The sequence below is a fragment of the Streptomyces sp. NPDC058773 genome, from assembly GCF_042746015.1.
In the GTDB taxonomy this organism is placed as follows: domain Bacteria; phylum Actinomycetota; class Actinomycetes; order Streptomycetales; family Streptomycetaceae; genus Streptomyces.
This window is the reverse complement of sequence record NZ_JBHYPE010000039.1, coordinates 31,248-45,949: the sequence shown is the minus strand read 5'-3', so window position 1 is coordinate 45,949 and position 14,702 is coordinate 31,248. Positions and strand designations below refer to the sequence as shown.

Annotated in this window: 11 protein-coding genes; 8 read left to right on the top strand and 3 right to left on the bottom strand. The window is 67.3% G+C overall.

Annotated features, from left to right (window positions below; genetic code table 11):
• Positions 1-233: 233 nt before the first annotated feature.
• The 3 genes from ACFW5B_RS27355 to eccE all read right to left on the bottom strand — a co-directional run bounded on the left by ACFW5B_RS27355 (position 234) and on the right by eccE (position 5,479).
• Complete coding sequence (locus ACFW5B_RS27355; protein WP_386444909.1) at positions 234-3,080, bottom strand: SCO5717 family growth-regulating ATPase; 2,847 nt, start codon at positions 3,078-3,080, stop codon at positions 234-236.
• Between the two features lie 333 nt (positions 3,081-3,413).
• Entirely contained in the window at positions 3,414-4,253 is an 840-nt protein-coding gene (locus tag ACFW5B_RS27350) for a hypothetical protein (protein WP_386444906.1), read from the bottom strand.
• Positions 4,253-5,479, bottom strand: a complete 1,227-nt coding sequence (gene eccE, locus ACFW5B_RS27345) for a type VII secretion protein EccE (RefSeq protein WP_386444904.1) — start codon at positions 5,477-5,479, stop codon at positions 4,253-4,255. The genes ACFW5B_RS27350 and eccE overlap by 1 nt, the downstream gene beginning before the upstream one ends.
• Positions 5,480-5,825: 346 nt before the next feature.
• Here eccE and ACFW5B_RS27340 point away from each other — a divergent pair, with 346 nt between their 5' ends.
• The 8 genes from ACFW5B_RS27340 to ACFW5B_RS27305 all read left to right on the top strand — a co-directional run bounded on the left by ACFW5B_RS27340 (position 5,826) and on the right by ACFW5B_RS27305 (position 14,639).
• Entirely contained in the window at positions 5,826-7,427 is a 1,602-nt protein-coding gene (locus ACFW5B_RS27340) for a type VII secretion protein EccB (RefSeq protein WP_386444901.1), read from the top strand.
• Between the two features lie 385 nt (positions 7,428-7,812).
• Positions 7,813-8,136: a WXG100 family type VII secretion target gene (locus ACFW5B_RS27335; RefSeq protein ID WP_386444898.1), complete on the top strand. Its 324-nt coding sequence runs from the start codon at positions 7,813-7,815 to the stop codon at positions 8,134-8,136.
• A gap of 119 nt (positions 8,137-8,255) precedes the next feature.
• Positions 8,256-8,549: a WXG100 family type VII secretion target gene (locus tag ACFW5B_RS27330; protein WP_018093366.1), complete on the top strand. Its 294-nt coding sequence runs from the start codon at positions 8,256-8,258 to the stop codon at positions 8,547-8,549.
• Between the two features lie 319 nt (positions 8,550-8,868).
• Positions 8,869-10,020, top strand: coding sequence for a type VII secretion-associated serine protease mycosin (mycP, locus tag ACFW5B_RS27325; protein ID WP_386444895.1), 1,152 nt, complete (start codon positions 8,869-8,871; stop codon positions 10,018-10,020).
• Positions 10,013-10,318 carry a hypothetical protein gene (locus tag ACFW5B_RS27320; protein WP_386444892.1) on the top strand — a complete coding sequence of 102 codons (306 nt, stop codon included), beginning with the start codon at positions 10,013-10,015 and terminating at the stop codon, positions 10,316-10,318. Before mycP ends, ACFW5B_RS27320 begins: the two co-directional genes overlap by 8 nt.
• Positions 10,319-10,360: 42 nt before the next feature.
• The gene (locus ACFW5B_RS27315; protein ID WP_386444889.1) at positions 10,361-11,848 is read left to right on the top strand and encodes a WXG100 family type VII secretion target; all 1,488 of its coding nucleotides are present in this window, start codon (positions 10,361-10,363) and stop codon (positions 11,846-11,848) included.
• A 91-nt stretch (positions 11,849-11,939) separates the two neighbouring features.
• Positions 11,940-13,250, top strand: a complete 1,311-nt coding sequence (locus ACFW5B_RS27310) for a S8 family serine peptidase (protein ID WP_386444886.1) — start codon at positions 11,940-11,942, stop codon at positions 13,248-13,250.
• A gap of 81 nt (positions 13,251-13,331) precedes the next feature.
• Positions 13,332-14,639 carry a S8 family serine peptidase gene (locus tag ACFW5B_RS27305; protein ID WP_386444883.1) on the top strand — a complete coding sequence of 436 codons (1,308 nt, stop codon included), beginning with the start codon at positions 13,332-13,334 and terminating at the stop codon, positions 14,637-14,639.
• Positions 14,640-14,702 lie beyond the last annotated feature (63 nt).

Sequence of the window (14,702 nt, the reverse complement as noted above, 5' to 3'; positions counted from 1 at the left end):
GGGCGCGCCGGTGACTCCGAACGGGCGGGCTGGTGGCTCCGCGTGGGCAGGCCCGTTCCCCTTCGGCTCCGCGAGGTGCAGAGCCGGATTCAGGGATTCTGCTGCTTCAACTCGGCCGATTTCAGATGGAGTTCGGCGGGGATCGGTTCACTCGTCCGGGGGTTGACGTGATACGGGGCGGGGCCCGGCACTCACATGTGCCGGGCCCCGCCCCGTTTTGCGCTACGTCCGCGTCACTGCGGAGGCGGCTGCTGCTGCCACCCCGGCGCCAGATTGACCCCGTCCGCCTGCGGCGCGTCCGGAGGCTGCTGCTGTTGCTGCTGCCAGTGCGCCGGCGGCTGGCCCTGCTGGGGCTGCTGGGTCCAGCCACCCTGCTGTGGCGGGTAACCGGCCGGCGGCTGCCCGTGTTGCGGCTGGCCCTGCTGGCCCTGCTGGCCGTACTGCTGCTGCGCGTACGGGTCGCCGCCCATCTGCTGCTGGGCGTACGGGTCCCCGCCCATCTGCTGCTGCGGGTACATGCCCTGCGCCTGCTGCGCCCGCGCGAAGTCCTCGGCCACCAGGGCGGAGAGGTTGAAGTACGCCTCGCGGGTCTTGGGCCGCATCATGTCGAGGTCGACCTCGGCACCGGCGGCGAGATGCTCGTCGAAGGGGACGACCACGACACCGCGGCAGCGGGTCTCGAAGTGCGACACGATGTCGTCGATCTTGATCATCTTGCCGGTCTCCCGGACACCCGAGATGACCGTGATGCCGCGCTGCACCAGGTCGGCGTAGCCGTGCGCGGACAGCCAGTCCAGGGTGGTGCTCGCGCTGCTCGCCCCGTCCACGGACGGGGTGGAGATGATGATCAACTGGTCGGCGAGATCGAGCACTCCACGCATCGCGCTGTAGAGCAGACCGGTGCCCGAGTCGGTGAGGATGACCGGGTACTGCTTGCCGAGGACGTCGATCGCCCGCCGGTAGTCGTCGTCGTTGAAGGTCGTCGAGACGGCCGGGTCGACGTCGTTGGCGAGGATCTCCAGGCCCGACGGGGCCTGCGAGGTGAACCGGCGGATGTCCATGTAGCTGTGCAGATGCGGGATCGCCTGCACCAGGTCACGGATGGTCGCACCGGTCTCGCGGCGCACCCGTCGGCCGAGCGTGCCGGCGTCCGGGTTGGCGTCGATCGCCAGGATCTTGTCCTGCCGCTCGGACGCGAGGGTGGCACCGAGCGCGGTGGTCGTGGTGGTCTTGCCGACCCCGCCCTTGAGGCTGATCACTGCGATCCGGTAGCAGGACATCACCGGCGTACGGATCAGCTCCAGCTTGCGCTGGCGCTCCTCCTGCTCCTTCTTCGCGCCCAGCTTGAACTTCGACGGCTGCGCATTGGCGCCCGGCTTGCGCTTCTTGGGCTGGTTGCGCAGCAGGCGGTCGGAGGTCAGCTCGACGGCGGCGCTGTAGCCGAGCGGAGCGCCGGGAGCGGCCCGCTGCTGCGGCTGCTGCTGACCCGGCGGCGAGTACGACGCGTAGTTGGCCGCGGCGTTCGGGTCGGCGGGCTGCTGACCGGGCAGCGGCTGGTACTGCGACTGCTGCGGCTGGGCCTGCTGTTGGGCGTGAGCCTGCTGTTGAGCCTGTTGCGCTTGCTGGGCCTGGGCCTGGGCCTGGGCCTGGGCTTGCTGCTGTTGTGCCTGCTGGGCCTGTGCCTGCTGTTGTGCCTGCTGTGCCTGTTGTGCCTGCTGTGCCTGCGCCGCCTGGGCCTGTGCCTGCGCCTGCTGTGCCTGCGCCGCCTGGGCTTGAGCCTGAGCCGCCTGCTGGGCCTGGGCCTGCTGCTGGTAGGCGTGCTGCGCCTGGCCCTGCTGCGGGTAACCCTGAGCACCGGCCTGCGGGTAGCCGTAAGCCGACTGCTGCGCGGCCGCGTGGGGCTGCTGCGCCTGCTGCTGGGCCTGCTGGGGGTACCCGTACCCGTACGAGGGCTGCGGATAGCCGTACGCGGGCTGTTGCTGCTGCGCGGCCGCGCCCTGCTGCTGTGCGTAGCCGGCCTGCTGCGCCGACTGCCCCTGCGGGTAACCGGCCTGCGCCTGCTGCGCCTGCGCCTGCTGCTGTGCCTGCGGGTGCTGCTGAGCGGCTGCCTGCTGCTGGCCCTGCTGCGGCTGCGGCTGCTGCGCGGCCTGACCCTGCGCCTGTGCCTGCTGCGCCATCCGCGGGTCCGCGGGCTGGTACTCCGGCGGCAGCGGCAGCGGCGGTACGCCCTGCCCGGGCACCCCCTGCTGCTGACCCTCCGCCGCGGCACCCCAAGGAGTGCCCTGCTGCGGAACGCCCTGCTGGGGAACCTGCTGTGGCGCCTGCTGAGGCACACCCTGCTGCTGCGGCACCCCCTGCTGAGGCGCCGTCTGCTGCGGAACTCCCTGCTGTGGCACGCCCTGTGCGGGCACGCCCTGCTGCGCCTGCTGCTGCGCCTGGGCCGGTGCGGGCTCCGCACCCTGCGCGGTGACCTCGGGCGCGGGCTGCGCGGGAATCGCGGCGTCAGGGGCCGGCGCACCGCCCTCGACGGGGGCGGTCACGGCCGAGGTCTCCGGCTGCGGCGCCGCGTCGGCGGCCGTGGCCTCGGGCTCGGACCCGCTCGCGGTCTCCGTCCCGGTCTCCGGCTCCGTGTCGTCCTCGTCGTCGTCCCAGAGGGAGGCCGACGGATCGTCACCCGTGCCCGAGCGGTGATTACCGGTGCCGGCCTCCGCGTTCGCGGTCGGCGCGGTCTCCACGGGAACCTCCGGCGTGGCCGGGGGAGTGGCGGCGGCAGCGTCCTGGCCCGATTCCTGCGGGCGCAGCGTCGGGAATCCCGGCGGCGCGGCCTCCGCGGGCCCGGGGGCCGGCTGGCCCAGGGGCGGCCCGACGGGGGGCTGCGCCCCGGCGGACGGAGTGGTGGGCGAGGACGCAGGAGGAGCCGCGGACGAGGCGGCGGCACCCGTGCCGCCACCACTGGTGTCGTTGCTCGCGTACCAGGCCGGTGCGGCGAAATCGATCTTGAACTCACCGGTCAGGTCGAACTCGGACTGGTCGTCGTCAGGATCGTTTCCGTCCGGACGGAAAGCCTCCTGCTCGTTCACTGTGCCTCCTGGTGTACTGCAACGCACCTGAACGGCAGGACCGGATACAGGCGGATCGATCGGATGTAGCGGAAGTCGGAACACACCACCCGGGGTTGCGCCAACACTAGCTGTCTCCATCCCCGTATCGGCTGCCGTTGTGCTGTGCTCCTGCGGCTCCACCCCACAGCCTAATCAAGAGTCGGCAGATCACGGCAGTCGATGTCATGTCGTCTTTGCGGCCCTTCGGCATGCTTACGGGCGCACCCGTGGATGCGCCCGTGAGTCATGCCCGCGGCCGGTTGCGGACGCGCTGCGCTCAGCGTTCCGCGGGCGGCCGGCCCGCCGTGACGGTCAGTCCATCCGCCGTGGCCCGCCGAGCAGGTTGGTCTCCGCCTCGGTCGGCTGGGTCATGACGAACTGGTGACCGTCGCGCGAGCACCACAGCATGGCGTTGTCGCTGAGCGTCGGCAGCACCGCACCGACCTGCTCCGGCAGCCGCATGATTCGCGTCACAACCTCCGCCTCTTCGGGCGAAAGCCGCTGCAGACCGACCAGATCGGCGCGGCTGAGCATCTGCGGCGACCGCGGTCCGAGGAACGGCAGCACGGTCAGCACCGACTGCCAGGGGCTCGGGGCGAGCTGATTGCGCGGCGGCCGCGCGCCCATGTCCCGGACGACCAGGACCGGGCTGGAAACCGACGGCCCCTGCGGCGCGATCTGCCGTACCTCGTGGACCGACACACACTGCTGCCCGCCGCCCGCGGCCTGCGCCATCTGGCCCCAGGCCTGCGGACGCGCCGTCTCGACCGCGACCCGGGCACCGACGGCGACCGTGCGCAGCGCCAGCACCTGCGCCATCCACATGCTGCCGACCAGCGCGATCTCCATCGACGTCGGCCGCAGCAGGCTCAGCACGGCGGGCTGGTTCTGCGGGTCGATGCCGATGATCACGCCGTCGTCGCCGACCGGCAGGGTCAGCGAGGCGAGCGATTCGGCGGTCAGCACGTGCGGGCTGCGCCGCGGGCCCCGCAGACCGTAACCGGGCCTCGGCTTCGGCCCGTTCGGCCCCGACTGCTCCTCGTCCGGCCGCGGCTGGTGCGAGAGCCGGCGGCTGCCGCCGTCGCCGAGCGGGGGATTGCGCCAGCCGTCGCCGCTGGTGTTGACACGGGGCTGATAGGTGGGAGAGGCCATCAGCGGGTACCTCCGAGGGGAAGCGTGGCCAGCAGGCCGGGCAGCTGTTCCCGGTCGAGCCGTACGAGGCCGACCTTGACGGAACCGGAACGGCGCTCCAACTCGCTCTGGGCGGAGGAGAGTTCGTTCTCGCTGCGGGTGGAAAGGCGGATGTAACCCGAGATGGCGGGGGCGCGGTTGCTGCCGTGGGTGGCGGTCAGCGCGAAGGTGCTGGCCATCGCCCGGGTGCTGGTCAGCAGCTGGGTGACGGCCGCCAGCGGAGCGGCGCCCTGGCCCAGTTGCGGCCACCGGCCGATCCAGTACGTGGAGTGCCAGCGGTCGTCGCAGCGCATCGCACGGGTCGTCTCCTGAGTACGGCGGGCCGCCCGGCCGTCCCGTCCCATCGCGCCGTTGGCGGCCCGCGGGCTGACGCACACCGCGGTGCCGATCGCGGCCACGACCTCGCGCTCGGCGAGCACCTTGGCGCGCACCCCGTGCGCGGTCAGCCGGCTGACGAGCTGGTCGGCGGCGCGCAGCAGCGAACGCTTGGCGCCCTCCATGCCGCCGCCGCGGGCCTCGATCGCCTCCGCGCACAGCTCGGGGTCGAGCTTGAGCGCGATCCAGGTCAGCTGGAGGCCGGGCGTCTGCGACTGGGCCTGCAGCGGTGCGTACGAGCGGGCCGCGACGGCCTGTTCGGGCAGATGCGGGGCCGGCGCGGGCTGGGTGTACTGGACGAACTGCACCGACTCCAGGTGGATGTCCTCGATGTCGAGCGCGGTGTGCAGCACCTCCAGCGGCAGCATGTGGCTGCCGCGCTCCGGGCGCAGCGGCTCGTCCCGGGCGTCCACCTGGACGAGAGCGGTGAGGAACGTGCCGTCACCGACGAAGCCGATGGCGCGCTGATCCGACTCGGTCGTGAACTCGTAGGTGCGCAGCGCCGGTTCGCACTCCACCACGGGGGCGATCGCCGGGTCGACGCCCTGTGTGGCGGCGAGGGCGGAGGCGCTCTCCTTGCCGCGGCGCTTCATGGCGCGGACGGTGGTGATCCATTCAGGCAGCGGGATCCGCCGGCGCCGGCCGAGCGCGAAAATGACCAGAATTGCCGCCAGCACGATGGCCACGGTCAGTGCGGCCGGGTGGATGGTCCAGCCCACCAGTACCAGGGCCGCGGCGAGTTCGATGATGGCCAGCTGCTGGACGCGTACCCCGCCGATGGTTCCGGCCTGTTGGCGCAGCCGCGGTGCCACCGGTCCTGCCTGGCGGGCCGAGGAACTCCCGCCGCCATTCCTTCTGTTGCCCCGAGCTGTACCGTTTTGGCCGCCATTTCCCGCGGATTGCGGGGCAGTGGAAGGCTGTTGTTGCTGTTGCCGCCCGTTGCGGCGTCGAGCCCTGGTGGCGCTGGACATCCCCCGGCCTGCTCCTCTACTGGTGATGATGGGCCTCTAGGCGTATCGGCCGCCGCTGAGACTGGTGCGTTGGAAGGTGGCACCCGTACCGTACGGGTCGATCGACACACGGCATAGTAGAGGGCGCTACGGCGTGAGTGCCGGGGGCGGTCGATGTTGATCCGACAGGCGGGGAGAGAAAGCAACAATGGCATCACGTCGGGACGAGCTGAATGCGTATTCGTTCGCTCGAAAGCGCACGAATGCGGCATTTCTGAAGCCGCTGCCGAACGGTTCGATCGAGAGCGCGCCCCGACCCCTCAAGGCGGTCGTGCCCAGCATCGTGATGGGGGTAGTCGTCCTCGTCGGATTCGGTGCCTGCGGCATTCTCAAGCCCGTTGCCCCGCAAGGCTGGGACGAGGTCGGAAAGAATGTCATCGTCGGGGACAAATCCACCACGCGCTATATCGTCCTGGATAACGGCAAGGGCGGCCAGAAACTGCTGCACCCCATCCTCAACCTCGCCTCCGCCCGACTGCTCATCGACCCGAATTTCAAGGTCGTGAAGGTCAAGGAAGAGGAGCTGGACGGAAAGATTCCGCACGGGCCGGCCATTGGCATTCCCTACGCCCCCGACCGGCTGCCCGACGTCGAGGACGCCGACAAGCCGAAGACCTGGGCGGTGTGCAACCGGCCCGGCAGCGGTCTCCACAGCAAGCCCCAGCAGGCCGTGTTCGTCCTGGGCGGCAAGGACAAGCAGGCCGTCGAGGACAAGCACAAGCTCGACGCCCGCCAGGCGCTGTACGTCCAGGATCCCCAGCAGAAGAAGTGGCTCGTCGACAGCGAGGGCAAGGCCTTCGAGTTCAGCGGCGGCAGCGAAGTGGTCAACGACAGGCTGCGTCAAATCATCTTCGGCTCCGCCAAACCGCAGCAGGTGTCGCAGGACTTCATGGACACCCTCCTGGTGATGCCGCCCAAGCTCGGGATCACCATGCCCGTGGTCGGAGGGGCGGGCGGACAGACCACCGACCCCAAGGTCCCGGAGCGGGCCAAGAAGGTCGGCTCGATCCTCCAGGACAGCCACGGCCAGAAGTACGTCGTGGAGCAGGACGGCGTCGAGCAGGTGACGGACTTCGTCGCGAACCTCCTGGAGAACGGCGCGAACGCGGACAAGGTGAACGGCGACGGCACGCCCGTCAGGCCCGCTCCCGTCGCCGCCATCGTCCCGAAGAAGGACAGCTCGGGGAACCCGACGGATTTCATGGGCGAGTTCGGCGGCTTCCCCTCCCCGTGGCCGAAGGAGAGCCTCTCGGTGGGCAACGACTTCGAGCACGGCTCCCAGACCGGCGGACTGACCAGTCCCACCCGGAGCGGTGTGTCGTGCAGCGTCTACAACGGCAAGAACATCAAGCTCCCGGGTGGCGCCGAGAATCAGCTGGGGTACCCGAACGGCATCCCGGACATGCAGGCCTGGGTCGGTACGGACTACCCGGTCAAAATCGCCACCGGAGCCAACGCGTACGTCACGCCCGGCAGCGGTCTGCTCTACACGCAGGTGCGCACTCCCCAGGACAAGACCGGCAGCGGCAGCCAGTTCCTGGTCACCGACACCGGACTGCGTTATCCGCTGCCGAAGAACAACGACAGCGAAAAGAAGTCCGGCAAGGCTGACGACGAACAGGACAAGGCGAAGATCCACCTCGGCTACGAGAACACTCATCCGCCGCTGATCCTGAAGGCCTGGTCCGACCTCCTCTCGACCGGCCCGTCGCTGGACATTCAGAGCGCCAAGACGCCGCAGTCGTCCTGATGAGGTGAAGGAAGGCCGCACTGGGTCCCGGAAAACGGGCATTCGGTGCGGCCTTCTGCGTAAGCCGGATTCCGCTGTCACCACATTTCCCCGGAGTCGCGACGGACTTCCTGGTCCACCCGGTCTTCTCGGTGTGATCTTCAACGGTCCGCGCCCTGTTGGTGAATGACCGATAGCGGTACATCTGTCCGCTTCTTGTGAACGACGTTTCACCGACGGGTAGTTGACAGTGTTGTGATCCCGTCACAAGAGTCCGCCCCCTGTTGGGGACAGCCATATCGAGTGGTTAAAGTAGGCAAAGGCGTCAGCAGGAGATGCCTGCCGCGCGAGCGCCTGTGGCTGCCCGGTGCGGTACGACGTACGAGTCTCATGGGGGACGTTGACTATGGCTGGTCAGCAGTACACAACCACCGAGGAGGAGATGGTCGCGTTCAGCGGCAAGATCTCCTCGGTCAACCAGTCGATCCAGGGCGAGATCTCGCGCCTGAACACGGTCGTCGACACCATCACGTCTGGTTGGAAGGGTGCTGCGGCCTCCTCGTACAACCAGCTCCAGTCCAAGGTGAACGAGGACGCCAACCGTCTCAACCAGCTGCTGGCTGAGATCAAGGAAGCGATCGACGAGACCACCAAGAACTACTCCGCTTCCGAAGAGGAGCAGGCGCAGTCGATCTCGCACATCTCTTCCTCGGCTTCCCCGTTCGGATGATGGGGCCGCGCCGCTGACCGCGGCGCCACGGCCCAGCCGCCACAGCCCGGGATCCGGCCTTCCGCCGGCCCGCTGTGGCGTGTGTATCGACCAGCATCATCAACTCCTGAGGAGACACCATGTCAGGCCAGATCCTCGTTAATTTCGCGACGATCTCGCAGGCCAGCTCCGACGTGCGCGGGACGGCCAACAACATCCGTCAGCAGCTCGACGACCTCGAGGCGGGCGTCAAGAAGATCGCCGCCAGCTGGGAAGGTGCGGCGCAGGAGGGCTACCAGGCCCGCCAGCGCGAGTGGGACCAGCGTGCCGCTTCCCTGCACTCGACGCTTGAGGCCATCGCCAAGGCGCTGGACCAGGCCGCTCAGAACTACCAGGCCACGGAGCACAAGAACTCCGGTATCTGGGGCGGCTGACCTTCCGGTCGGTCGAGCCGGAGACGGCCAGACCTGAGCAGCCCGGCTGCTCGCACAGCGGTCCATGAGGGCGAGCGCGCTGCTTCAGTGCGCTCGCCCTTCTGCCGTCCACCACTCCTTCACGCCTCAACCTCCGTTCTTTCACCCTTCGTTCCTGCCCATTTCGCCACACATGGAGAGCAGAAAGCCCGTGGGATCTCGCGTCATTGGTCACCGAGCCGGGCACCGTCGCCGAGCGGCGGGTGCACTGGTCACGGCGGCGTGCTTCGTCGGCCTGTCGAGCGTCGCCGCCACCCCGGCGGCCGCGGACGACCCGAACGTGCCGCTCAACAGTGGCGAGTGCAAGTTCGGCACCAACGACATCAAAGAGACCCCCTGGTCACTGCAGCGCCTCCTGACCAACCAGATGTGGGCCGACACCCGGGGGAAGGGCGTCCGCGTCGCCGTCATCGACACCGGCATCGACGCGGGCAACTCGCAGATCAAGCCCAACATCGAAGGCCCCGGCAAGAAGTTCGTCCCCGGCGGCAAGCCGACCGTCGATCAGGTCGGCCACGGAACCAAGGTGGCGGGCATCATCGCCGCCCGTCAGAAGCAGGGCTCGGGTTTCTACGGCATCGCCCCCGAGGCGAAGGTCATTCCGCTGCAGCAGACCACCCAGGAGAAGGCCGGCACCTCCGACAGCCTCGCCGCCGCCATCGATTACGCGGTCCAGCTGAAGGTCAACATCATCAACATCTCCCAGGGCACGGACGCCACCCCGGACAAACTGGGCCCCCTCAGGGCGGCGATCCAGCGCGCCGCCGCACAGGACGTCCTGATCGTCGCGTCGGCCGGAAACGACGGCGCGAGCGGCAAGAAGAAGAACATGTACCCGGCCGCGTTCCAGGAATTCGACAACGTCCTGTCCGTTGCCGCCTCGGACCGCAACAACGAGCGCGCCCCCTTCTCCCAGCCGGGCGACTGGGTCGACATCGCCGCCCCCGGCGTGAACATGGTCTCCACCGTCCCCAACGGCGGCAACTGCGTCGACCAGGGCACCAGCTTCGCCGCACCCTACGCCGCGGGTGCCGCGGCCCTCCTCATCGCGAAGCACCTGCACGAGACCCCGAGGTGGACTCCGCAGCAGGTCATCTGGCACCTGGAAAAGACCGCCGAACGAGTGCGCCCGAAGGCGGACCAGAACATCGGCTGGGGCGTCGTCGACCCGGTAGCCGCCCTCAACGACGACACCAGGCCCACCGCCTCACCCAAGCCCGACAAGCCTTCGAACATGGCCAACGGCTCCAACATCCAGCCGGCCGCCGTCACCATCGGCGAATCCGCCGAAGACCGGCGCGCCCGCATCTCGATCTACATCGTCGGCGGCGGACTTCTGGCTGTCGCCGCGGTCGTCGGCTCCGCCATCGCGCTCCGCGACTGGCGTCGCAAGAACGGACTGACATCTCACGGGGAGGCCAGCAATGGCTAAGGAATATCGCGTTGATCTGGATGCCTTGGACCAGGTGGTCAAGGAGCTCAACGGGGTGCTGAAGGACATGAACGGGACTAAGGGTAAGGCTGGTAGTGGGACTTACCTGCCGTCAAGTGCTCTGGGGAAGAAGTACGTTGAGCACGAGATGTTGCACAAGGCTCATGCTGACATGAAGAAATTCATCGAGGAAGAGATCGTCGGAAAAATCGAGAAGTTGGTCGATGAATTCGGTCACAAGTCGAAGAAGACGAAGGAAGCCTACGACGACGCCGAGCACGAGAACAAGATCCACTGACGGTGGTTGGCTGATCGCCGACTGAGGAAAGGGGGCCCACAGGTGGGTAAAGGCGAGAGCGGCGTGCCTCAGGAGAGGTACGAGAGCTATCGGCATGTCACGGATTTCAACCAGAGCAACTTCAATGGCCTGAAAGACATGCTCGACGGTGCTGATCCCGAAGTGCTTTACTCTGTCGCTCGGCACTGGCAGGACGTTGCCGACGACCTGGAGACACACAAGAAGAGTTTCTCCAAGGCCGTGGACAAGGTGATGCAACACTGGCAGGGCGAGTCTGCTGAACGCTTTCAGAAGAAGGCTGAGCAGATCGTGGCGAACTTCGAGGCCGGGGCGCCTTGGTGCACCCACACGGCGAAGGTCATGGACGCGTCGGCCAAAGCCCTTCAGACGGCCATCACAAAGGTCAGGATGAAGGAAGAGACCTGGGAACTCGGCGATCTCAATGACTGGGGATTGGACATCTCCGACGACGACCTCGACGAGATGCTCAAGAAGGGCGAAGACGCCGCGGGTCTCCTGGAGGCGAACAAGGGCAGGCTGGACGATGAGCAAACGCTTCGGCTTGAGTCGACTGTCGCCATGCAGCAACTGGGTTCGTCATTCGTCAGGGCATCGAAGGCACTGAAGGCGCCGGAGCCGGGGAAGGGGGGAATTGACGACAAGATCCCCGAAAAGGACCCGTCAGACGATCCAGGCGCTATCAACACCCCCATGATTCCTGCGGGTGGAGGATCGAAAGGCGGAGGGGGTGGGCTCAAGCTCCCGAGCCGACGGCCGAACTCCGGTAGCACCCCCAAGATGCCCAGCCCCCCGAGCCTCAAGCATCCGGGCGTCAGCGGTGGCCTGGGAGAACTGAAACCCAAGGGACCCAATGTGGGGACTGGCCTCAATGGCCTCCACGATGGCCCCAACGGTGGACTTAAAGCCCCCAGTGGCGGCCCCGGTGGCGGAGGTCTCCACGCGCCCAGCGGCGGTGGTCCCGGCGGTGGGTCTGGCTTGTCTGGAATGCCGGGCGGCATGCCTGGGCCTGGCGGCCTCAAGAGTGGCGGCCCCGGCGGCCTCAAGGGCGCCGGCCCCGGCGGTCTCAAGACTGGTGGCCCGGGCGGCCTCAAGGGCGGCGCTCCCGGTGCCACCCCGGGGGGTGCCCAATCGGGGGGCCGCGCCGGCATGCCCGGCATGGCCGGTGCGCATGGTGGTGGCGCTGGGAAGGGCGCGGGCGGCGGGGGCGTCAGCGCCGGCGGTGCCCAAGCGCGGCAGAAGGGCGGGATCATCGGATCGCCCGGTGGTGGTGGCAAAGCCAGCGGCGGGTCCCAGGGTGGGGCCGGCCTGCACCGCAGTCGAGGAGGAACGACACCTGGGGCCAATTCGGGTGGCGGACGTCGCCCGGCGGGCATGATGGGCGGCGCGCATGGTGCGCCCGGCGCCAGGGGCGAGGGCGGAGGTCGGGACGCGAGCCGTCCCGACTACCTTGTGGAAGAAGAGCAGACCTGGACGTCCAAACGCAATGTGGCTCCCCCGGTCATCGAGTAGGAATGGCCGGTTGAGCAATCGGCGGACATGCTTGGGGCCCGCAGTCCCTCGGGCTGTGGGCCCCATTCTGTGAGGAGAGGTGTTGTACGGCATGAGCTTCACGCGGACGCTGCGTGCGGTGGGTGGCGCGGTGGTGGCGGGGGCGCTGCTCTTCGGCACTGCGCCGGTTGCTTCGGCAGACCAGACCAGAAAAGACCAGTGGCCGTTGACGGTCTTCGGCGTTGACGATATTTGGAAGGTGTCAACAGGCAAGGGCGTCACGGTCGCGGTCATCGATGATCCGGTGGATGGCAGTCATCGGGACCTGAAGGGGAACGTGCTTCCAGGGAAGAGTTTCTTCACTGGAGGAACGGCAGATCATCCTTACGGGGAGCGCGAGCACGGCACAGCTATGGCTTCGCTCATTGCTGGGCACGGGCATGGGCCGGGGGGCCGTGACGGTGTCAAAGGGCTAGCACCTGATGCCAAAATCCTTCCTGTCGGGATTGACCTTGGAGATCCTGACGAAAACTCAGGTTCCAGCGAGGAGAGGCTGTCCTACGCTGCACCGCTGAGGTATGCCGTAGACCACGGTGCGCGTGTGGTGAACATGTCGTTCATGACTGATGATGTGGTGCCCTCAGATGCAGAGCAGGCGGCCGTTGACTACGCTCGGAAGCACGATGTGCTGCTAGTTGCGGGGTCAGGGAATTCTGGGGTCAGCTCTCCACGTAATCCTGCGGTGGCGCATGGGGTTCTTGCCGTGGGGGCGGCGGACATTGACCTGAAGGTCTGGAAGTTCTCCAATTACGGTTCGCATATCAAGCTACTGGCTCCAGGGCTTCATATTCGGTCGGCGGGAGTTGAGACTCCATACCGTTTGGCGAATGGCACGTCAGACTCCACAGCGTACGTATCCGCCGCCGCTGCCCTCGTACGCTCCAAGTTCCCTGACCTCACCGCCGGCCAGGTTGCTAACCGTCTGGTGAAGACCGCTGTTCTGCCGGACAGCATGAAGGGCAGGAAGCTTCCTGACCCTCACTACGGTTACGGCATCGTCAATCCCTGGCAAGCGCTCATCAAGAAGATGCCCGAGGGATCGGAGAATGGGCCGTTGCCTGCCCTCAAGGACGGTTCGTCCAGGGCATCCGGCAGCGGCAAGGACGCTCAGCAGGCAGCCGAGAGCGATAAGGGCATGAGTACGGGCGTCATCATCGGCATTGTCGGTGGTGTGGTGGGCCTTCTGGTCGTCGTGCTGATCGTGGTGCTGGCGGTCAAGAAGAAGAACGGGCGCAATGACCCGCCTCCGGGTGGCCCCGGGGGATTCGTGCCCTACCCGCAGAATCCGAACTCCTACCAGCAGCAGCCGAGTGCGCCCGGTTCGTACCCGCCGGCGCCGCCTGCGCATCCGCCGGGGCGGTAAGTCCAAACTTGTTCATCAAAGGTGCGGCCCGCAGCTTTCGAGTTGCGGGCCGTCTCCTGTTGAGGAGAGGTGTTGTACGGCATGAGCTTCACGCGGACGTTGCGTGCGGTGGGTGGCGCGGTGGTGGCGGGGGCGCTGCTCTTCGGTACCGCGCCGGTTGCTTCGGCGGATCAGATCAGGCATGAACAGTGGCCGTTGAGGTCCTTCGGAGCTGACGACGTCTGGAAGGTGTCAACCGGCAAGGGTGTCATTGTCGCGGTCATCGACGACCCTGTAGACGGAAGTCACCCTGACCTCAAGGGAAATGTGCTTCCTGGCAAGAGTTTCCTCGATGGGGGAACGGCAGATCGCCCGGATGGGAAGAATGAGCATGGCACCGCTATGGCTTCGCTCATCGCTGGGCACGGGCATGGGCCTGGGGGATCCGACGGGGTAAAGGGACTGGCGCCGGATGCCAAGATCCTTCCCGTGGGAATCGACCTTGGCGACAAGGAGGAGTCCTACGCGGAACCGTTGAGGTATGCCGTGGACCACGGCGCGAAGATCGTCAACATGTCGTTCGAGGACTTTGGCGACACGTCACCTGCTGAAAAGGCGGCTGTTGACTATGCCCGAAAGCATGACGTACTGATGGTTGCGGCATCTGGGAACTCCGGCTCCAGTATTCCTCGTCTTCCTTCTGCGGCACCGGGGGTTCTCGCTGTCGGAGCGGTGGACATTGACCTGAAGGTCTGGAAGTTCTCCAATTACGGTTCTTATATCAAGCTGCTGGCGCCAGGGCTTCATATCCGGTCGGCGGGAGTTGAGACTCCTTACCGCTTGGCCAACGGCACGTCAGACTCCGCAGCGTACGTATCCGCCGCCGCTGCCCTCCTCCGCTCCAAGTTCCCGGACCTGACCGCCGGCCAGATCGCCAACCGTCTGGTGAAGACCGCCGGCCTGCCGGACGACATGAAGGGGAAGAAGCTGCCTGACCCCCACTACGGCTACGGTTTCATCAGGCCGTCCAAGGCACTCACCGCGAACATCCCCGCCGGCTCGAAGAACGGACCGCTGCCTGCCCTCAGCGAGGACTCTTCCAAGGCGTCCGGCAGCGGCAAGGACGCTGAGAAGGCAACGCAGAGCGATGCGGGTATGAGTACGGGCGTCGTCATCGGCATTGTCGGTGGTGTGGTGGGCCTTCTGGTTGTCGTGCTGATCATTGTGCTGGTGGTCAAGAAGAAGAGCGGGCGTAACGGTCCGCCTCCTGGGAGTTCCGGTGGACCCAGCGGACCGGGCGGCCCAGGCAGCTTTGTGCCGCAGCCGCCGGCCCCGGGCCCTTACCAGCAGCAGCCCAGTGCGCCGGGCGCGTACCCGCAGGCGCCACCCACGCATCCGCCGGGGCGGTAAGTCCAAACTTGTTCATCAAAGGTGCGGCCCGCAGCTTTCGAGTTGCGGGCCGTCTCCTGTTGA

Excerpts from the sequence above, each read along its gene's own strand:
- ACFW5B_RS27310 (WP_386444886.1), top strand. The coding sequence starts at position 11,940 with ATGAGCTTCACGCGGACGCTGCGTGCGGTGGGTGGCGCGGTGGTGGCG.
- ACFW5B_RS27340 (WP_386444901.1), top strand. The coding sequence starts at position 5,826 with ATGGCATCACGTCGGGACGAGCTGAATGCGTATTCGTTCGCTCGAAAG.
- ACFW5B_RS27305 (WP_386444883.1), top strand. The coding sequence starts at position 13,332 with ATGAGCTTCACGCGGACGTTGCGTGCGGTGGGTGGCGCGGTGGTGGCG.
- ACFW5B_RS27320 (WP_386444892.1), top strand. The coding sequence starts at position 10,013 with ATGGCTAAGGAATATCGCGTTGATCTGGATGCCTTGGACCAGGTGGTC.
- ACFW5B_RS27350 (WP_386444906.1), bottom strand. The coding sequence starts at position 4,253 with ATGGCCTCTCCCACCTATCAGCCCCGTGTCAACACCAGCGGCGACGGC.
- ACFW5B_RS27330 (WP_018093366.1), top strand. The coding sequence starts at position 8,256 with ATGTCAGGCCAGATCCTCGTTAATTTCGCGACGATCTCGCAGGCCAGC.
- ACFW5B_RS27335 (WP_386444898.1), top strand. The coding sequence starts at position 7,813 with ATGGCTGGTCAGCAGTACACAACCACCGAGGAGGAGATGGTCGCGTTC.